This is a genomic window from Kaistella carnis (genome assembly GCF_003860585.1).
Lineage (GTDB): Bacteria > Bacteroidota > Bacteroidia > Flavobacteriales > Weeksellaceae > Kaistella > Kaistella carnis.
In genome coordinates, this window is record NZ_CP034159.1 from 211608 (window position 1) to 230383 (window position 18776).

At 36.0% G+C, this 18776-nt stretch carries 17 protein-coding genes; 10 read left to right on the plus strand and 7 right to left on the minus strand.

Annotated features, from left to right (window positions below):
• The first annotated feature begins 14 nt into the window (after positions 1 to 14).
• From EIB73_RS00890 to apaG, 7 genes are all read left to right on the plus strand, one after another.
• On the plus strand, positions 15 to 791 hold the full coding sequence (locus EIB73_RS00890) for an XRE family transcriptional regulator (RefSeq protein ID WP_125021735.1): 777 nt from the start codon (positions 15 to 17) through the stop codon (positions 789 to 791).
• A gap of 286 nt (positions 792 to 1077) precedes the next feature.
• Positions 1078 to 2346 carry a glucose-1-phosphate adenylyltransferase gene (locus tag EIB73_RS00895; RefSeq protein WP_125021737.1) on the plus strand — a complete coding sequence of 423 codons (1269 nt, stop codon included), beginning with the start codon at positions 1078 to 1080 and terminating at the stop codon, positions 2344 to 2346.
• Between the two features lie 85 nt (positions 2347 to 2431).
• Complete coding sequence (locus tag EIB73_RS00900) at positions 2432 to 3469, plus strand: SRPBCC family protein (RefSeq protein WP_125021739.1); 1038 nt, start codon at positions 2432 to 2434, stop codon at positions 3467 to 3469.
• Between the two features lie 100 nt (positions 3470 to 3569).
• Positions 3570 to 6377, plus strand: a complete 2808-nt coding sequence (locus EIB73_RS00905; RefSeq protein WP_125021741.1) for a 2-oxoglutarate dehydrogenase E1 component — start codon at positions 3570 to 3572, stop codon at positions 6375 to 6377.
• Between the two features lie 8 nt (positions 6378 to 6385).
• A complete protein-coding gene (locus EIB73_RS00910; protein ID WP_125021743.1) occupies positions 6386 to 6952 on the plus strand; it encodes a hypothetical protein in 567 nt (188 codons plus the stop codon).
• Between the two features lie 24 nt (positions 6953 to 6976).
• Positions 6977 to 8215 carry a 2-oxoglutarate dehydrogenase complex dihydrolipoyllysine-residue succinyltransferase gene (gene odhB / locus EIB73_RS00915; protein WP_125021745.1) on the plus strand — a complete coding sequence of 413 codons (1239 nt, stop codon included), beginning with the start codon at positions 6977 to 6979 and terminating at the stop codon, positions 8213 to 8215.
• Between the two features lie 83 nt (positions 8216 to 8298).
• Positions 8299 to 8685 (plus strand): Co2+/Mg2+ efflux protein ApaG, encoded by a 387-nt coding sequence (gene apaG, locus EIB73_RS00920; RefSeq protein WP_125021747.1) that lies wholly within the window; start codon positions 8299 to 8301, stop codon positions 8683 to 8685.
• A 50-nt stretch (positions 8686 to 8735) separates the two neighbouring features.
• Here apaG and EIB73_RS00925 read toward each other — a convergent pair whose 3' ends face one another.
• Genes EIB73_RS00925 through EIB73_RS00950 form a run of 6 tightly spaced genes read right to left on the minus strand, consistent with a single transcriptional unit; the run spans position 8736 to position 14245 of the window.
• Positions 8736 to 9293 carry a 3'-5' exonuclease gene (locus tag EIB73_RS00925; protein ID WP_125021749.1) on the minus strand — a complete coding sequence of 186 codons (558 nt, stop codon included), beginning with the start codon at positions 9291 to 9293 and terminating at the stop codon, positions 8736 to 8738.
• Positions 9294 to 9336: 43 nt separating this feature from the next.
• The gene (locus tag EIB73_RS00930) at positions 9337 to 10110 is read right to left on the minus strand and encodes an alpha/beta hydrolase (RefSeq protein ID WP_125021751.1); all 774 of its coding nucleotides are present in this window, start codon (positions 10108 to 10110) and stop codon (positions 9337 to 9339) included.
• Between the two features lie 3 nt (positions 10111 to 10113).
• Positions 10114 to 11403 carry a hemolysin family protein gene (locus EIB73_RS00935; RefSeq protein ID WP_125021753.1) on the minus strand — a complete coding sequence of 430 codons (1290 nt, stop codon included), beginning with the start codon at positions 11401 to 11403 and terminating at the stop codon, positions 10114 to 10116.
• A 52-nt stretch (positions 11404 to 11455) separates the two neighbouring features.
• Entirely contained in the window at positions 11456 to 12319 is an 864-nt protein-coding gene (locus EIB73_RS00940; protein WP_228411257.1) for an alpha/beta hydrolase, read from the minus strand.
• Positions 12320 to 12379: 60 nt separating this feature from the next.
• Positions 12380 to 13342 carry a glycosyltransferase family 2 protein gene (locus EIB73_RS00945; protein ID WP_125021755.1) on the minus strand — a complete coding sequence of 321 codons (963 nt, stop codon included), beginning with the start codon at positions 13340 to 13342 and terminating at the stop codon, positions 12380 to 12382.
• 27 nt (positions 13343 to 13369) lie between these two features.
• On the minus strand, positions 13370 to 14245 hold the full coding sequence (locus EIB73_RS00950) for a lysophospholipid acyltransferase family protein (protein ID WP_125021757.1): 876 nt from the start codon (positions 14243 to 14245) through the stop codon (positions 13370 to 13372).
• A gap of 200 nt (positions 14246 to 14445) precedes the next feature.
• On the opposite strand from EIB73_RS00950, the gene EIB73_RS00955 reads away from it, so the two are divergent.
• Positions 14446 to 14919 (plus strand): thioredoxin family protein, encoded by a 474-nt coding sequence (locus EIB73_RS00955; RefSeq protein ID WP_228411329.1) that lies wholly within the window; start codon positions 14446 to 14448, stop codon positions 14917 to 14919.
• Between the two features lie 31 nt (positions 14920 to 14950).
• Here EIB73_RS00955 and EIB73_RS00960 read toward each other — a convergent pair whose 3' ends face one another.
• On the minus strand, positions 14951 to 16312 hold the full coding sequence (locus EIB73_RS00960) for an aldehyde dehydrogenase (protein ID WP_125021761.1): 1362 nt from the start codon (positions 16310 to 16312) through the stop codon (positions 14951 to 14953).
• Positions 16313 to 16440: 128 nt separating this feature from the next.
• Between EIB73_RS00960 and EIB73_RS00965 the strand changes: the two genes are divergently transcribed.
• Both EIB73_RS00965 and purB read left to right on the plus strand, forming a co-directional pair.
• On the plus strand, positions 16441 to 17247 hold the full coding sequence (locus EIB73_RS00965) for an SDR family oxidoreductase (protein ID WP_125021763.1): 807 nt from the start codon (positions 16441 to 16443) through the stop codon (positions 17245 to 17247).
• Positions 17248 to 17303: 56 nt separating this feature from the next.
• The gene (gene purB, locus EIB73_RS00970; RefSeq protein WP_125021765.1) at positions 17304 to 18731 is read left to right on the plus strand and encodes an adenylosuccinate lyase; all 1428 of its coding nucleotides are present in this window, start codon (positions 17304 to 17306) and stop codon (positions 18729 to 18731) included.
• Positions 18732 to 18776: the final 45 nt, after the last annotated feature.

Below are 18776 nucleotides of genomic sequence, written 5' to 3' on the forward strand. Positions count from 1 at the left end.
TACAATTTGTATCAATGTCAATATTTTCAGATAACATCAGGTTTCTACGGAACAAAAAAAACTTATCCCAACAGAGCTTTGCAGAAAGTCTTGGGATGAGCAGGGTACGCTATTCAAAATACGAAGATGGCCGTTCTGAGCCGCCCTATGAAATATTAATAAGGATCTCTAAATTTTTTCAGGTCAGTATTGATTTACTCCTGACTTTAGACATTAGAAAATATCCTATAGATGATATGGTCAACCTGCCAGATAATAATAAAGTCTTGCCCGTAGTGGTAGATTCAGAGGGGAATAATTATATTGAAATCGTTCCTCAAAAAGCTACAATGGGATATCTGAATGGCTACAGCGATCCCGAATATATTGAGAGTCTCCCCCGTATTTATCTCCCTTTTTTGGGTCACGGAAAGTTTAGAGGATTTATGGCTGATGGTGATTCTATGCCTCCATTTATTAACGGAACCTGTGTGGTAGGAGAGTATGTGGAAAGTTTGAAAGATCTAAAACCGGGTAAAGAATATATATTTGTGACTGCCGAAGGAACCACTTTTAAAACCTATGTTAAAAGTAAAAAGAACAGTTTAACGGTAGCTGCAGATAATTCATTTTATGATCCTTATGACATTCAGTTATCAGATATTTTGCAGGTATGGACTTATACCATTGGTATTTTACCAAAAGATTATAAACCTTATCTGCCCGATTATGCCCATTTAAAAGATATGATAGGTGATCTGAAAAAAACAGTTCAAGATCTGGAAGGCAAGATTTCAAGATTTCCATCTTAGGTTTAAACAAAAATTCTCCCCTGGAAAAGCAGAATATTATTTATATAATGAGTTTTGAAAGTGAAATTTTTTCTGTCATTTAAATGGAAAAAGATTCAATACTTATATTATTTTTTATTCACACAGAGCAATAATCTTTTCTTTCTCCCTAATTTTATAATAGAAATTTTAGTGCCCGTCAAATTCGCAAAGAATATCATTTGTCACCATAATTTATTTTGATTAGTACAGGAAAAGCAGTAATATTGTTAAGCATCATTTTTACATTAAATTAAAATATAATTATATGAAACCCAGCGTCATTTCAATTGTTCTTGGTGGAGGAAGAGGAACACGGCTATCTCCATTAACCAATACACGTTCTAAACCAGCGGTTCCCATTGCCGGGAAGTATCGGTTAGTTGATATTCCTATTTCTAATTGTCTTAATTCTGGATTTAATAGAATTCTGGTACTGACCCAGTTTAACTCTGCTTCTTTGAATTCCCACATCAAAAATTCCTTTCACTTTGATATTTTCAGCAAAGGTTTTGTCGATATTTTAGCCGCAGAACAAAATATAGAAAGTGATGAGTGGTATCAAGGGACCGCAGATGCAGTTCGTCAATCCATGAAGCATTTAGATAAATATGACTACGACTATATATTAATTCTTTCGGGTGATCAGCTCTATCAAATGGATTTTCGCGAAATGATCGATTTCCATTGCCGCAATGAAGCTGATATTACCATCGCCACAATTCCCGTAAATGCACAGGACGCCACTGGATTCGGTATTTTAAAATCTGATGAAGAAGGAAATGTAACTTCATTTATTGAGAAACCTTCCGGCGAGCTTTTAAATGACTGGAAATCTGAAGTATCTGAAAAAAATAAAGCGGAAGGTAAAGAATATCTAGCCTCCATGGGGATTTATGTCTTCAATAAAAATGGATTGAAGAAAATGTTTGATGAAGATGCCGGTGATGATTTCGGAGGAGAATTAATTCCGAATGGTATTGGAAAATACAAAACCCTGAGTTTTCAATATGATGGTTACTGGACGGATATTGGAACAATTCAATCTTTCTTTGATGCCAACTTGGATCTAACAACAGATTTCCCCAAATTCAATCTGTTCAGTAAATGTCCCATTTATACCCGGGCCAGAATGCTTCCTCCTTCCAAAATTCTGGGTTCCTATGTGAGCAAAGCAATTTTTGGTGATGGTTGTATTGTCATGGCAGATAAAATAGAGAACTCAATTGTCGGAAACCGTAGCCGTGTTGACCGCGGAAGTACCATCATGAATTCTTATATGATGGGGGCCGATTTTTATCAGGAAACCGATGAGATTGTATCCAATGATAAATCAGGGATTCCTAATTTGGGCGTCGGTAAATATTGTTATATCGAACGCGCCATTTTAGATAAAAACTGTAGAATTGGTGACAACGTGAGAATTATTGGCGGTACTCATCTTCAAGATGGTGATTATGAAACCCATTCTATTAAAGATGGTATTATTGTCGTGAAAAAGAATGCGGTGATTCAACCGGGTACGCAAATTTCCTGAGGATCCCTTTGATTTTTAATAATACAACACGGCATATTTTGATTTCCGTGTTTTTTTTGGTCATGTTTTTATGTATTTTTGTCCCATGCGTTGGTTAAAATTTGGATTTTTCATAGTTATTTTATTTGGGGCAGTTTATGCTGTTTCTATGTTTTTTGTCGCGGAAAATAAAAACTTCACGATCGAAAAAGAAATCGCTTATCCTGTAGATAAAGTATTTCCCCAGTTTACCAATCTCCAGAATTTTGCACGTTGGAATACCTTTTTTTCAGATAACAAAAATATGAAGGTAGAGTTTTTCTCACCTTATGAAGGAAAAGGAAGCTCTATGACTTTTCATGATATGAAAGATGAAGATGTTTTTGGAGATGTCTTTATTAGTTATGAAAACCCTTTAAAAACTTTAAAATACCAATTATTTGAAGGTAAGAAAAATACGCCCTATTTAATTGATTTAAAATTTATACCGAAAGGCGAAAGTACCAAAGTAATCTGGTACATTCAGACTCCAAAGCAACCTTTACTTAAAAGATCTCTGAATTTAGTTTCCGAAGATTTTTTTGTGGAAAGTGTAGATCAGAGTATGAAAAAACTCTATCAAATTTTAGGGAATAAAGTAGATAAAGAAACCCGGCGGGAAAATTTGAAATTTGACAGTCTGATAGTGGAAGAACAGGAAAGCCAGTTGCTGTTAGGTGTAAATGTGAGCGCCAAAAATGTGAAAGACGCACTTTTCAAAAGTATTGTGATGAATCATAATAAAGTATTGAACTTTGTAAAGATGGATCTTTCAAAAAAAGACGATGAGTATGGCGAACCTGTCCTAATTACAGATCCGGATAATTTTAAGGATAAAGAGGTTTCTTATTTTTATGGAATTCCAATTTCTAAAAAGGAAAGTGTTTCGGATAATAATTTCAGTTTTAGAACTTTAAATGCCTCTCAGAATTACGTTATTTTTTATCAGGGAACGTATGCAAACCGTATAAAATCCATTCAGCAAATAATCAATCAAGCGAAAAAAGACAGTATGCGGATCGGTGATTTACAGCAAACATTTTTAGAAGAACCAACAACCGATGGCAAAGTGGTTTTAAAATTATCCATCCCCGTTTTCAAGTAATTACTTAACGGGCTCCTTTTATGTTTTTTTAGCTTTAATACTTCACTTATTTTTGTTAAATTTGTTCTTTAAATCAAAATCAACAGATAATTAGTAAATAATGGATAAATTTTCATTCCTAAATGCTGCGCACTCCCAGTTAATAGAAGACTTATACCAACAATATTTAAAATACCCAGACTCCCTTGAACCTTCCTGGAAAGCCTTTTTCCAGGGATTCGATTTTGCACTCGAAGGTTACGGTGACGATTTTGGGAGAAATAATGAAACCGAACCGGTTTCTGCGCCAGTTCAAATGGCAAATAAAGCTGCTGAAAGTGGCAATATTCCTGATGACATTCAAAAGGAATTTAAAATTTTAAATTTAATTGAAGCTTACAGACATCGTGGTCATTTATTTACCAAGACCAATCCGGTGCGTGAGAGAAGACATTACGAACCAACTTTAGATATTGAAAACTTTGGATTAAGTAAAGATGACTTAAACAAAAAATTCAATTCTGCTGCCGAAACAGGTTTGCCGGGCGCTGCTACTTTACAGGAAATTTTGAATCACCTTAACAAGATTTATTGTGAGTCAATTGGTGTGGAGTATATGCATGTGAATAATGTTGCCGAAAGAAAATTCATTCGTGAATGGTTGCAGGTCAATGAAAACCATCCCAAATTAAATGCCGCTGAGAAAACCGAAATTTTGGAGAAACTCAATCAGGCAGTGGCTTTTGAGAATTACCTGCATACCAAATTTGTAGGACAAAAAAGATTCTCTCTGGAAGGAGGTGAATCTTTAATTCCCGCTTTGGATCAACTCATCAGCCGTTCTTCTCAGTTGGGCGTCGATGAGGTGGTTTTAGGAATGGCTCACCGTGGAAGACTGAATGTACTAACCAATATTTTTGGTAAATCTTACAAGCAGATTTTCTCAGAATTCGAAGGAAAAGAATTTGAAGAAGACGTTTTCTCAGGGGATGTAAAATACCACTTGGGTTCGTCTAAAAAAATAAAAACAGAAAGTGGGGAAGAGGTTTCTATCAACCTGACACCAAATCCTTCTCACTTAGAAACTGTTGCAGCATTGGTTGAAGGAATTTGCCGTGCGAAAGTGGACAACAAATACAAAGATTTCAAAAAAGTTTTACCAATCGTTATTCATGGAGACGGTGCAATTGCCGGACAGGGAATTGTATATGAAGTTGCCCAAATGATGACTTTGGAAGGATATAGAACCGGTGGAACGGTACATATCGTTGTAAATAACCAGGTTTCATTTACTACGAATTTTTTAGATGCCAGATCTTCAAATTATTGTACAGACATTGCTAAAGTTACTGAATCACCCGTTATGCATGTAAATGCTGATGATGTTGAAGCAGTGGTTCATGCTATGAGATTTGCTGCTGATTTCCGTGCAAAATTTGGTAAAGACGTTTACATTGATCTTTTAGGATATAGAAAATATGGTCACAATGAAGGTGATGAACCTCGTTTCACACAGCCTAATTTGTATAAATTAATTTCTAAACATCCGAACCCAAGAGAGATTTATAAAGATCAGTTGATCAAAGAAGGAATATTGTCAAACGATGTTCTGAAAGAGATGGAAGTGAAGTTTAAAAATCTTTTGGATGACAATTACGATGCTTCCAAAGAAATTGAAAAAAACACCATGGATCTTTTCATGTCCGACGACTGGAAAGATTTACCTATCTCTTTAAAAGGAGAAATTAAAATTCCGGTTGACACAAAATTTGATCTAAAAGCACTAAAGGAATTGGCAATCAGAATGTCAACTTTGCCAGTTGATAAGAAATTTATAAAAAAAGTAACCCGTCTTTTTGAGAACAGAATCAAAATGATTGAGGACAATACGATTGACTGGGCACTAAGTGAGTGGTTAGCGTATGCGACGTTGCTTACAGAAGGTCACAATGTGCGTATCTCTGGTGAAGATGTTGAAAGAGGAACATTCTCTCACCGTCATGCCGTTGTAAAAACCGAAGATACCGAAGAAGAATACATTCCGTTAAGACATATTACAGAAAACAGATTCGATATTTATAATTCCCATCTTTCCGAATATGGAGTGCTTGGTTTTGATTATGGATATGCGATGGCCTCCCCAAATACTTTGACAATTTGGGAAGCACAATTTGGTGATTTTGTAAATGGAGCTCAAATCATTATTGACCAATATCTGGTTGCAGCAGAAGAAAAATGGAAAATTCAGGCCGGTTTGGTCATGCTTCTTCCACATGGTTTTGAAGGCCAGGGAGCAGAACATTCTTCCGCTCGTTTAGAAAGATTTTTGGGACTTTGTGCCAATGATAATATGGTTGTGGCCAACGCTACAACACCTGCAAATTATTTCCACTTGTTGAGAAGACAAATGAAATGGAACTTCAGAAAACCTTTGGTGGTAATGTCTCCAAAATCATTGTTGCGTCATCCAAAAGTAATTTCTCCACTCGAAGATTTGGCAAACGGACAGTTCCAGCCAATTCTTGATGATGAAACGGCAAACGCGGACAAAATTGAAAAACTGGTATTGTGTTCAGGTAAAATTTATTACGAACTTTTAGCGAAGAAAGAAGAGCTGAACTGCGAAAATATCGCTTTGGTAAGGTTCGAGCAATTATATCCTTTACAGCAAGATAAGATTAAAGAAGTCCTGGAAAAGTACGGCAACAGAAAACAATTGCTTTGGGTGCAGGAAGAACCGGAGAATATGGGAGCTTGGGGTTATATTCTAAGACATTTCCGAGATACAGGAATTGAGGTGATCGCACCGGTACCAAGTGGTTCACCAGCGCCGGGAAGTCATAAAATGTTTGAAAGAAATCAGAATAACGTCATCAACAGAGTTTTTGACAGAAATGATGAGCCAGCGAAAAGACCCGTAACTGCATAAATTTTAAAATGAAAAAACTGCTTTTATTTTTATGTATTTCTTTCTCTGTTCTCTCTTTCTCCCAGACGATTCAGTCGGATATAGAAGGTCAGTTTAGAGATTTTAATGCTTTAATTGCAGAGAAAAATTTTGATAAAGCTTTGGATCTTTATGTGAATGAAGATTTTCTGAAAATATTTCCGAAAGACCAGATGGTTCAATTGATGGATCAAATGTTCAATATGGAAGGTATTGACTTCAAAATTTATAAGCCGGAAGATATCGCTGTAAGCAAAGATGTTGTAAAAGAAGGTGATAAATCATATATCAAAATTAATTACAGGCAGAGTTTAGATATAAAACTCAATATGCCAAATGTAACAAATGATCAGTTTTATGCCGCTCTTCAGGAAGAATTTGGAGCAGATCATGTAAAGTTTAATGACAGTACAAAGTTTTTTGAAGTGCGCATGGGAAAAGAAGCAATAGCCAGTTCTCATAACCTAAAAAACTGGAAATTTACCGTTATTGAAAAAAAACAGATTCCGATCCTTAGACAGTTTATACCAATACAGTTTTTAAAAGAATTAAAATAATAAACAAAAATAAAAATATATCCGATGTCAATATTAGAAATGAAAGTCCCTTCACCGGGAGAATCCATCACAGAAGTTGAAATCGCGACGTGGTTAGTAAAAGACGGCGATTACGTAGAAAAAGATCAACCCATCGCAGAAGTAGATTCTGATAAAGCAACTTTGGAACTGCCCGCAGAAGAGAGCGGAATCATCACTTTGAAAGCAGAAGAAGGTGACGCCGTAGAAGTAGGTCAAGTCGTATGCTTGATCGACACCTCTGCTGCAAAACCTAGTGGTGATGCTGCACCAAAATCTGAAGAAAAAGCAGCAGAACCTGTAAAAGAAGCTCCGAAAGCAGAAGCTCCCAAAGCAGAACCTAAAGCAGCTGCAACTTATGCAACAGGAACTCCTTCGCCTGCAGCCAAGAAAATTTTAGACGAAAAAGGAATTGATGCTGCTCAAGTATCAGGTTCCGGAAAAGATGGAAGAATTACGAAACAGGATGCTGATGTAGCTTCTGTTCCGGCCATGGGGTCTGTGACTTCTACAAGTGGATCCAGAGCTTCCAGCACTACAAAACTTTCTGTACTTCGTAGAAAAGTAGCCGCCAGATTGGTGACAGTGAAAAACGAAACAGCGATGTTGACTACTTTTAATGAAGTGGATATGTCGGAAATTTTTAGACTTAGAAAACAATATAAAGAAGAATTTGCCCAAAAACATGGTGTAGGTTTAGGATTTATGTCATTCTTCACGAAAGCCGTGACCAGAGCATTACAAATGTATCCTGATGTTAACGCGTCAATTGATGGCGATTTCAAAGTTAATTATGATTTCTGCGATATTTCTATTGCCGTTTCAGGACCGAAAGGATTGATGGTTCCGGTATTGAGAAATGCAGAAACGATGTCTTTCCGTGGTATTGAGAGCAATATTAAATCGTTGGCAGAAAAAGTAAGAGACGGTAGAATTACCGTTGATGAAATGACTGGTGGTACATTTACTATAACTAATGGTGGTACTTTCGGATCAATGATGTCTACGCCAATTATCAACCCGCCACAATCTGCAATTTTAGGAATGCACAACATTCTTCAAAGACCAATGGCGATTGATGGACAAGTGGTCATTCGCCCAATGATGTATGTTGCGATGTCGTATGATCACCGAATTATCGACGGTAAAGAGTCTGTAGGATTCCTTGTTGCAGTAAAAGAAGCAATCGACAATCCTGTTGAATTTTTAATGGATGGCGACGAAAGAAAAGCCTTAGAACTTTAATCAGAAGATTATTTTTTCTAAATTATATAAAATCCCGTCTATAAAGGCGGGATTTTTGTACTTACAGATTCAAAATTTTTTCCATGTTTTCAACAACTACTTTCGATATCAAAGTCACGGTTATTCCCGAATATGATGTGAAAAACAGTTTCCCGTCAGCAAATCGCTTTGTGTTTCGGTACACCATTACCATTGAAAATCTGGGAAAAGATCCCATTCAGCTTTTGCGCAGAAAATGGCTCATCTATGATTTGGGTTTTGGATTTACAGAAGTTTCCGGAGACGGCGTAATAGGTTTAACACCTGAGATTTTACCGGGCGACAATTTTACTTACTTTTCAAATGTGATGTTACGCTCAGGGGTTGGAAATATGCAGGGGATTTATTACTGCGTGAATCAATCTACTAAAGAACAGCTGGAAATTGAAGTTCCGAAATTTAATTTGGTATCGCAGGTTTTAAATAATTAAAGCACTTTTTCTTCAATTACTCACCGAAATTTTTCACGCGCTAAAGTGTTTTACAATACTTTCAAATTCTTTTTCAATACTTCATTCACTTCATCATTTCTGGTTAGCATCAATTGATTAAAAGCCAGAAGGGAAATCTTTGCACAAACTTCTGCATCTGCGCCCGCTCGGTGATGAGTAAACTGAATATTATGATTTTCAGCTAGACTTTTTAAACCATATTTTGGCAGATTTTTCCAGGATTTTTTGGCTAATGAAATACTGCACAAATAGTTCAATTTTGGTTTAAAGAAACCATAATAGTCCAGACAACTTCGCAGAACTCCTGCGTCGAAACCCGCATTGTGAGCGATCATTAAATTTCCATACATCAGTTCCTGCGCTTCATGCCAAATTTCATCAAAAGTCGGTGCGTTTTTCACTTCTTGCGGCGTAATTCCATGTACATCGATATTTCTGGGATGAAAATAAGGATAACTTGGAGGTTTAATGAGCCATGTTTTTGTAGAAACAATTTCACCATTTTCAACCACACAGATTCCCATTTCACAGGCAGAATTCCGTTCGTGAGTGGCAGTTTCAAAATCAATGGCGCAAAAATCTAGCATAGGGAATAATTATTTTTAGTAAAGAATTAAATTCTTTTTAAAGTTATGGAGTAGATAATATCTTTTTTATTTCGGTCACAAATTCTTCGAACTTAATTAAATCATTGTGCGTGGCACCCGATATTTCGATGAATTTTTTTTCCACTTTAGGTTGCTTTTTCTCAAACAGCTCAAAAAGTTTTTTTCCGGATCTTAAAGGAACCACAAAATCTTTAGTTCCATGAAAATGATAGAGTGGGACTTCAACATTTGAAATATATTCATTGGATAAAAAATGATACGTCATGGTCGGGGAAACTTTGTCGGTCACTTTTTTCGGTAACCAGCGATTCACAATATCTTGAAGATTATAAAAAGTAGCCTCCAAAATTACGGCTTTCGGTTTGTTTTCTGCTGCAATTTTTATAGCAAATGAACCTCCCAAACTTCTTCCGTAGACAATCGTTCTTTTTTCGCCATATTCTTTTTTGGCAAAATCATAAAAATACTGCGCATCAGAAAAGAGAAAATCCTCATTTCGAGGTCCTGCGCTTTTTCCGTAGCCTCGGTAATCCATGACAAGAACGTCATATCCGAACTTGGTATATTCATTTGCGATTTTCCCCCAACGAAGAAGATTGTCTGCATTCCCGTGAAAATAAGCAATGACGCCTTTAGGATTCTTGATTTTAAAATGAAGAACATTGATCTTACCTTCAAATGGGGTGTCCCAAAGATATTCTTCAAATTCTTCCTCAAAGTCAAATTCATGATCTGTCGGTAAAGCTACCGGCAGAAAAACAACTTTTTCCTGAAAATATTGAAGAAGCTTACTCATTTATTAAGCGGATACCTGTGGTTTTCTGGTGATTAAAATTTTATCAACCCGTTGTCTGTCTTTATCAATAATTTCTAACTCCAGATCTTCAATCGTTACAAGGTCGCCCACTTCCGTGGTGCCGTTATGTTCATTTAGAAAAAAGCCAACCAGCGTGGTATAGTTATCTTTATTATCAAATTCGTAGTCCAGGTGAAAATATTTAAGAAACTCTACGATGGGAAATTGTGCATCTGCAAGCCAGCTGTTTTGACTTCTCTGGACAATTCGGTAATCGAAATTCTCATTGGTCGCCGTATTTCCCACCAAAGCATCAAGTACGTCATGCATGGTGACGATCCCTACCGTGTTCCCATATTCATCGATTACGATTCCGTAATGATTTTTTTCTTTTTTAAAAATTTCCAACACCTTATAAGCATAGTAATTTTCATTAAGATAAATGGGTTGTCGCAAATATTTTTTTAAATCGAAATTCATCGGATCTTCAATCGGAAAAATATCTTTCAACATTACGATCCCTAAAATATCATCCAAATTATTACCAGAGGTAACAGGATATGCATTGTGCTTTTCATTTTTTAATTTCGCTAAAATCTCGTCCAAACTTTCATTAATGTTGAAAAAGGTTATTGCGGTTCTATGCGTTAAAAGCGTGTTTATTTTACGGTCTCCCAATTCAAAAACACGTTCTACGATATTGTGCTCAATATGCTCAATCTGCCCTTCCTGTGCACTTTCTCTTACCATAGATTTTATTTCTTCCTCGGTTACAATACTGTCTGATGTATTTTTTATTCCAAATAATTTCAATAATAAATTATTGGAACTGGTGAGTAGAAAAACAAAGGGAGAAGTGACTTTAGATAAAATATCCATCGGTTTTGCAAGCAAGGTGATGATACGCTCGGGGAAAGTCATCGCGATTCTTTTGGGCAAAAGTTCCCCCAATAAGATGGAAAGATAGGTAATGAAAATTACAACTCCAACGGTTGCTAAAGGTTTAGAGTAGGGTTGGATGACCTCAAAATGATCCAGGAATTGTTTGAAGTTATTGGTCAGATTTTCCCCAGAATAAACTCCAAGTAAAATTCCGATGAGCGTGATTCCGATTTGTACTGTTGATAGAAATTTGGTGGGATTCTCGGAAAGTTCAATTGCTTTTTTTGCCGCGGTGCTTCCTTTTCTTGCGGCATTCTCTAACTTAAATTTTCGGGAGGACACCAGCGACATTTCCGACATTGCAAAAACTCCGTTAAGAAGCACAAGTAATATTATGATAATTAATTCCATTAAAAATTTTTAATTAAGCAAATATAATTTTTTTGATTTTATAATGAGGGTTTTACTTTCGGTGAGAGTAGCCGAAACTTGTTTTATCAGTGTCGATAAAAACTTTCCGTTCTTCGAAAATCTCTTCCATCACGCGGTGGTATTCCTCAAACTGATGAACATCAATGTGACCAGCGCCCAAAATCACATAAAGCCGCGTCAGTTTTGGGTTTATTTCAGACAAATCAACTGCTGTATTAATGGGGACAAGCTTGTCATCACTTCCATGAATGATTTTAATAGGACAACGCACATTCTTCAAATATTGAAAGGTGGGAATATTATACCGAAGAAACGGCTTTGCCGGCATGAAAGGGAGATATCGATGAATTGTTCTGAGTAAAGAGTAAATGGGAGAGGTCAATATCAATAATCGTGGATTGTTTTTGGAGGCAAGTCTGGCCGCAAATCCGGAACCCAATGAACGTCCATAAACAATAATCTTATCTTCGCTAAATTCATTTTTTACAATCTCGTAAATGAATTGTGAATCTCTTTTCATGGCCTCTACCGTCCTTTTCCCTGTGCTTTTACCAAAACCCCGGTAATCCATCATTACAACCTCATATCCCAAACGCGTGAAGTCGATCGCAAATTTTCCCCAACCTTTAATGCTTTTGGTATTTCCTTTTAGATAAATGACAACGCCTTTTGGATCATCAACTTGAAAATGCAGATAACTGATTGTAGCGCCCTTTTCAGGTTCTGCAAATTTCTCCTCTGCTTTTAAATGGTCGTATGCGAATTTGAAATCTGGCGGCAGTTTTTCGGGATGAAAGAAAAATTTGTGTTGAAAAAAATAGATAAATAAACCAATAGCGAGAATAAATGCTACAATAATAATGGAAATTAAATATAAATCTACTTTTATAAACATATCATAAATGTAGAGAATATATTTCAGATTTTTAAATAAACATCAAGTATACCGAAATATTTATAGGAAATTTTTAAAAACCAGCCATTTATCTTTATAAAAGTGAGCTATTTGATGATTTTGTCTTAATTTAAAGCTCGTCCTTATCTGTGAATAGAAAGAAAAGTGTGCTCTAATTACAGCCCAAAAATGGGGCATTCCATTTTTAAAAGCAAAATAAATTCCGGCAAAACCATCCAATACAAAACGTATGAAAATAATCCAGATCAACTCTGGGAAAGGAAGGTTTTTTAATAACATCGAAAGATTATTTCTAATGTTAAGAAAAGTTTTCTGCGGACTTTGCTTATTTAAAGTTCCACCGCCCACATGATAAACACTGGATTTTCCAGTATAAAATATCTTCTTACCTGCGTTTTTTAAGCGCCAGCACAAATCGATTTCTTCCTGATGTGCAAAAAATCTCGCATCAAAACCATTCTGCGCCCAAAAATCTTTTGAACGGATAAAGAAACAACACCCGGAAGCCCAGAAAATCTCGATCTCATCATTGTACTGTCCCAGGTCTTCTTCTATATTTTCAAAAATTCTCCCACGGCAATAGGGAAAACCGAGATTGTCGATAAAGCCTCCGCCAGCACCCGCAAATTCAAAATAATTTCTTTTGTTAAAATCTAAAATTTTGGGCTGAACAGCAGCAATGTTTTCGTCCAGCTCAAAAAGAGACATCACCGGAGGGATCCAGTTTTCAGTAACTTCTACATCAGAATTTAAGAGACAGTAAATGTCGCTTTCAATTTTTTTCAGTCCTTCATTGTAACCCCCAGCAAAACCGTAGTTGCGATCATTCTGTACGATTTTCACATTCGTAAAATTTAATTTTAGATATGAAACAGAATCGTCCGTCGATGCATTATCGATGATATAAAGTTCAGCGTCTCCAGAATTTTGAATGACGTTTGGAAGAAAATTTTCTAACCAGTTTCGACCATTCCAGTTCAGTATAACAATTGCTAATTTCAAAATGCTAGTATAAAGAATGTTAAAGAGTTAGGAGCCCATTACTTTGATTGCCTGCTGATATTTCCATCTTCTGTGGGACCACAAATAATTATCTGGCCTTTTATTAATAGTATTTTCAAGTAAATGATGGAATTTTTTAACAACTTCGTGCTCTACAAACTTTTCTCCGTCGGGATAAATTCGGTGATAGTTTATCTGATAATACCCGCGTTTTACTTTTTTCATTTCACAGAATACAAAGGCCAAATCCATTCTTGTGGAAAGTTTATCATACCCTACAAAAACCGGTGTTTTCTGATTTAGGAAATTTAAACCATAGGTAACTTCTGAACTGTGCGGCGTTTGATCAGCAACAAACATGTAAACAGAATTACCATCGTTCGGATTCCGGAAAATGTGCCGAACCACTTCTTTAGCTTCTAAAGCCTGATTGCCAAATCTATTTCGTAAAGTTTTAATATTTTCCTCCCAAAATCCATTTTGAACTTTTCGATATACAGGAAAGCTGTTTTCCTGTGGAATAATGGTAGCCAAGGCATTATACCATTCCCAGTTAAAAATGTGACCCGCGAGTAAGATCACGTTTTTATTTTCAGCCTTCGCCTCATGAAAAATTTCTTGATTGATATGCTGTACGCGAACCCGAAGTTCTGTAGAAGAAATAGTAAATGATTTGAATGTTTCTACGATATAATCGCAGAAGTTCACGTAAAATTTCTTCTGAATTTCTTTAATTTCGAATGGTGATTTTGTGGGAAATGAATTTTGTAAATTTTCTAAAATCACTTTTCTCCGGTACCCGACAATATGATAGATCACAAGATACATAAGATCTGAAATCATATAAAACACCCGGAGCGGAAGCTTTGAGAATAAGAGGCTAACTTTAAATAGAAATTTCATAAATATGGTGCAAATTTAACGATAATAAATGTTATGGTTGGCTCCTTTTTTGTTAATTTGCAATCATTAAATAAGGAAAAAATATGATTAACAGTAAAGTAAAAATATTTGGATTGTCCGCGATCTTGTTTGCAGGTTTAGCGTGTTCTCAAAAAACAGAAGATATAAAAGTAAAAAAAGCAGAAACAGATAAATCCCTTATGGTGGAGTCTGACAGTTTAGCAATCCTTGAAGCCAAAAAGAAAGCGGCAGCGGAGGAGAAAGCCAAACTTCCGAAACCATATAACGATAAAGAAGACGCAGAAGCGAAAATAGCTGAATTGGTTAAACAAGCCCAGGCAGAAAATAAAAATATTATTTTGCAAGCCGGCGGAAACTGGTGTATTTGGTGTTTACGTTTTAATAATTATGTACAGACAACACCGGAATTAAAGGAAATCGTAGATAAAAACTATCTGTACTATCATTTAAATTATTCTCCGGAAAATAAAAATGAGAAAGTTTTTGCGAAATACGGAAATCCAGGGGAGAAATTTGGCTACCCCGTTTTTATAGTGTTGGATAAAAATGGAAAACAAATCCACACCCAGGACAGTGCAATCCTTGAGGATGGAAAAGGATACAGCTTAGAAAAAGTAAAAGATTTCTTTACGAAGTTTGCACCAAAATCATAATAAAAAACCGAGAATTAATTCTCGGTTTTTTTTATAAAAATTTCTTAATGATATTAAGTTTTTTGTCAGTATAAGGAGGATATTTAATATCGGGTTCACCCCAGGTCAAACGATCCAAAACTGCTTTCTGGTGAGAAAAAGCTTCAAAGCCATACTTCCCATGATAATTGCCGATACCGGAATTTCCTACGCCTCCAAACGGCAAGTAATCATTGCTTAAATGCATCACTACATCATTAATACAGCCGCCCCCAAAAAAAATCTTAGCGATAAAACTTTCTTTCTCTTCGGAGTTATCTGTGAAAAGATAAGCAGAAAGCGGCTTTTCATAATTCGAGATCTGCATCAAAGCTTCATTAAAATTTGTAAAAGTTAGAATCGGCAAAATAGGTCCGAAAATTTCTTCCTTCATTACTGCATCATCCCAAGATACATTGTGTAAAATAGTGGGTTCAATATATCTGTTAGACGCATCTGTTTTCCCGCCTACAAATATTTTTTCCGGATCAATTAATTTACGGAGCCTTTCGAAATTCCTCTGATTAATTATTTTGGTGTATTGTTCTGAATCAGGTTGATAGTCAAATTTTTGAATAAATGATTTTAAAGAATCCATGAAACTGTCTTTCACTTTCTCATCAACTAAAATGTAGTCGGGCGCAACACACGTTTGTCCCGCATTCAAAAATTTTCCCCAAACTATTCTTTTTGCCGCAACTTCAAAATCAGCACTTGAGGTTACAATAGCCGGGCTTTTTCCACCCAATTCCAAAGTAACTGGTGTTAAATTTTTTGCGGCAGCTTCATAAACGATTTGACCAACTTTCGGACTTCCCGTAAAGAATATTTTGTCAAACTTTAGTTTTAAAATCTCCGTTGTTTCTTCTACACCGCCTTCTGCGACAAATAAATATTCTCTAGGGAAATTTTCATTGATGATTTTCGACATTGCTTTCATGGTATTTTCTGCAATCTCGCTGGGTTTTAAAATACAGGTGTTTCCTGCAGCCAAAGCAGCTACAACTGGTGAAAGCGACAATTGATAAGGATAATTCCAAGCTCCAATAACCAAAGCACAACCCAGAGGTTCCGGGTAAATTCTGCTGGAACCCAACTGATTGGCTAAATTTGTACGTACCTTTTTGGGTTTTGCTAAGGATTTGAGATTCTTCAAAAAGTAATCAATGTCTTTAATAACAAAAGAAATCTCCGTGGTGTAAGTGTCGAATTTAGATTTGCCAAAGTCCTTATAGATTGCTTCGTAGAGTAAGTCTTCATTTTTTTGAATTACCTCTTTTAGTTTCTCCAGATACATTTTTCTAAAGTTCAGACTTTTTGTTTTTTGACTGTTAAAAAATTCTTTTTGCTCAATGAAAATATCTTGAAAATTCATTACTTTTATTTATTAAAATTAGTGGGTGTAATATGCACTGCATTGCGAATATTGCAGTGTTTGTATAAAATTCACAGCAACTTTAATCCAAACAAATTTAGCTTAAAAATAATTGACATCTTTACGAAATGGATTTTAAAAATAAAATAGTTCTTATCACAGGCGGCTGTTCCGGAATTGGAAAAATTATGGGCCGTAAATCTCTGGAAAGAGGTTGCTCTAAATTGATCATTTGGGATATTAACGAAGAAGGTTTGACTCAAACTAAATCAGAATTTTCCAAATTGGGTGGTGAAATTTTCACTTATAAAGTGGATGTTTCCAATCTTGATGACATTAAAATCAATGCACAACGTGTCAGAACAGAAGTTGGTTCTGTGGATATTCTAGTTAATAATGCCGGAATTGTGGTCGGGAAATATTTCCATGAACATACGCACGAGCAGATCGAAAAAAGCATGCTGATCAATTCGAATGCACCAATGCATCTTACACTGGAGTTTTTACCCGGAATGATTTCAAAGAATTCTGGAGCGATTTGCAATATTGCTTCCTCGGCTGGACTGATTTCAAATCCGAAGATGTCTGTTTATGCAGCGTCAAAGTGGGCGACAATTGGTTGGGGAGATAGTGTTCGCCTCGAGATGGGACAGTTAAAGAAAAATGTTTCGGTAACGACCATCATGCCTTTCTTTATTAATACAGGTATGTTCGATGGTGTGAAGTCGAAAGTGCTTCCGATTTTAGAACCTGAAAAGACGTCTGAACGAATTATTAAAGCAATCGAGAACGAAACAAAAATGCTGGCAATGCCGCTTCCATATTGGTTTATTCGCTTTTCGCAAGGGATTTTACCCATTCCTGCTTTTGATTGGGTGATGGAAAATGTTTTTGGAATTTACGACACGATGAAGGAATTTACGGGAAGAAAATAAGTTTTAAGGCTCAAAAATTTTACTTAAATTTGTGCAAGTAAAAAGTAAAAGAAAGAATGAATTCCTACAAAAACCCTCTTGAAGAACGCTATTCAAGTGAGGAAATGCTCTATAATTTCTCTCCCAACAACAAGTTTAGAAACTGGCGAAAATTATGGATCGCTCTGGCCGAAATCGAAAAAGATTTAGGTTTAGATATTTCCGACGAACAAATTGCACAACTCAAAGAAAACGCTGAAGACATTGATTATGTAAAGGCTGCTGAATACGAAAAGAAATTCCGTCACGACGTGATGGCACATGTTCACACGTATGGCGACGCTGCTCCTTTAGCAAAAGGAATAATTCACCTTGGAGCCACTTCGGCTTTTGTTGGCGATAATACCGACTTAATTCAAATGCGCGACGGTCTTCTATTGATCAGAAAACAATTGGTCAATGTGATGAAAAATCTGGCTGATTTCGCTCTTCAATACAAAGATTTACCGACTTTAGGTTTTACCCATTATCAACCGGCACAGTTAACAACCGTCGGAAAACGGGCCACTTTATGGTTACAATCTCTAGTTTTAGATTTTGAAGAATTAGAATTTTTCATTGAAACTTTAAGATTTAGAGGTGTAAAAGGAACGACTGGAACAGCCGCAAGTTTTTTAGAATTGTTTGATGGTGATTATTCCAAAGTAAAACATTTGGATAAAGAACTTTCAAAGCGTTTTGGTTTTGATAAAGTGTTCGGAGTTTCGGGACAAACTTACGATCGAAAAATCGATGCAAAAGTGGTCGCATTGCTTTCTAACATTGCGCAATCTGCTCATAAATTTACAAATGATTTACGGTTGCTTCAGAATTTAAAAGAAATTGAAGAACCTTTCGAAAAGAATCAAATTGGTTCTTCTGCGATGGCTTATAAACGAAATCCAATGCGTTCGGAAAGAATAGGCGCTTTGGCAAAATTTGTGATGTCATTGTCTACAAGTTCCGCAATGGTCGCATCTACACAATGGTTTGAAAGAACTTTGGATGATTCTGCCAATAAGAGATTAACCATTCCCCAAGCGTTTCTTTCAGTTGATGCTATTCTGATGATTTGGAATAATATCATGAACGGAATCGTGGTTTATGAAAACAGAATTCAGAAACATATTATGGATGAACTTCCATTTATGGCGACCGAATATATTATTATGGAAGAAGTGAAAGCCGGCGGTGACCGTCAGGAAATTCACGAAACCATCCGCGTTCATTCGATGGAAGCGAGTAAAAAAGTTAAAGAGGAAGGAAAAGAAAATGATTTAATTGCCAGAATCATGAACGACACTTCCTTAAAAATGGATAAATCGAAAATTAGAGAAGTGCTCGACCCGAAAAACTTCATCGGATTCGCGCCGATTCAGACGCAGGAGTTTATTGAAAATGAGGTAAATCCAATTCTGCAAAAGTATGCCGACCTAATCGGGTTAAAAGCCGACCTTAAAGTATAAATTATTAATGCAGTCTTTTTGGCTGCATTTTTTTTATATTTTTTA

Excerpts from the sequence above, each read along its gene's own strand:
- EIB73_RS00890 (WP_125021735.1), top strand. The coding sequence starts at position 15 with ATGTCAATATTTTCAGATAACATCAGGTTTCTACGGAACAAAAAAAAC.
- EIB73_RS00895 (WP_125021737.1), top strand. The coding sequence starts at position 1,078 with ATGAAACCCAGCGTCATTTCAATTGTTCTTGGTGGAGGAAGAGGAACA.
- EIB73_RS00900 (WP_125021739.1), top strand. The coding sequence starts at position 2,432 with ATGCGTTGGTTAAAATTTGGATTTTTCATAGTTATTTTATTTGGGGCA.
- EIB73_RS00905 (WP_125021741.1), top strand. The coding sequence starts at position 3,570 with ATGGATAAATTTTCATTCCTAAATGCTGCGCACTCCCAGTTAATAGAA.
- EIB73_RS00910 (WP_125021743.1), top strand. The coding sequence starts at position 6,386 with ATGAAAAAACTGCTTTTATTTTTATGTATTTCTTTCTCTGTTCTCTCT.
- odhB (WP_125021745.1), top strand. The coding sequence starts at position 6,977 with ATGTCAATATTAGAAATGAAAGTCCCTTCACCGGGAGAATCCATCACA.
- apaG (WP_125021747.1), top strand. The coding sequence starts at position 8,299 with ATGTTTTCAACAACTACTTTCGATATCAAAGTCACGGTTATTCCCGAA.
- EIB73_RS00925 (WP_125021749.1), bottom strand. The coding sequence starts at position 9,293 with ATGCTAGATTTTTGCGCCATTGATTTTGAAACTGCCACTCACGAACGG.
- EIB73_RS00930 (WP_125021751.1), bottom strand. The coding sequence starts at position 10,110 with ATGAGTAAGCTTCTTCAATATTTTCAGGAAAAAGTTGTTTTTCTGCCG.
- EIB73_RS00935 (WP_125021753.1), bottom strand. The coding sequence starts at position 11,403 with ATGGAATTAATTATCATAATATTACTTGTGCTTCTTAACGGAGTTTTT.
- EIB73_RS00940 (WP_228411257.1), bottom strand. The coding sequence starts at position 12,319 with ATGTTTATAAAAGTAGATTTATATTTAATTTCCATTATTATTGTAGCA.
- EIB73_RS00950 (WP_125021757.1), bottom strand. The coding sequence starts at position 14,245 with ATGAAATTTCTATTTAAAGTTAGCCTCTTATTCTCAAAGCTTCCGCTC.
- EIB73_RS00955 (WP_228411329.1), top strand. The coding sequence starts at position 14,446 with ATGGTGGAGTCTGACAGTTTAGCAATCCTTGAAGCCAAAAAGAAAGCG.
- EIB73_RS00960 (WP_125021761.1), bottom strand. The coding sequence starts at position 16,312 with ATGAATTTTCAAGATATTTTCATTGAGCAAAAAGAATTTTTTAACAGT.
- EIB73_RS00965 (WP_125021763.1), top strand. The coding sequence starts at position 16,441 with ATGGATTTTAAAAATAAAATAGTTCTTATCACAGGCGGCTGTTCCGGA.
- purB (WP_125021765.1), top strand. The coding sequence starts at position 17,304 with ATGAATTCCTACAAAAACCCTCTTGAAGAACGCTATTCAAGTGAGGAA.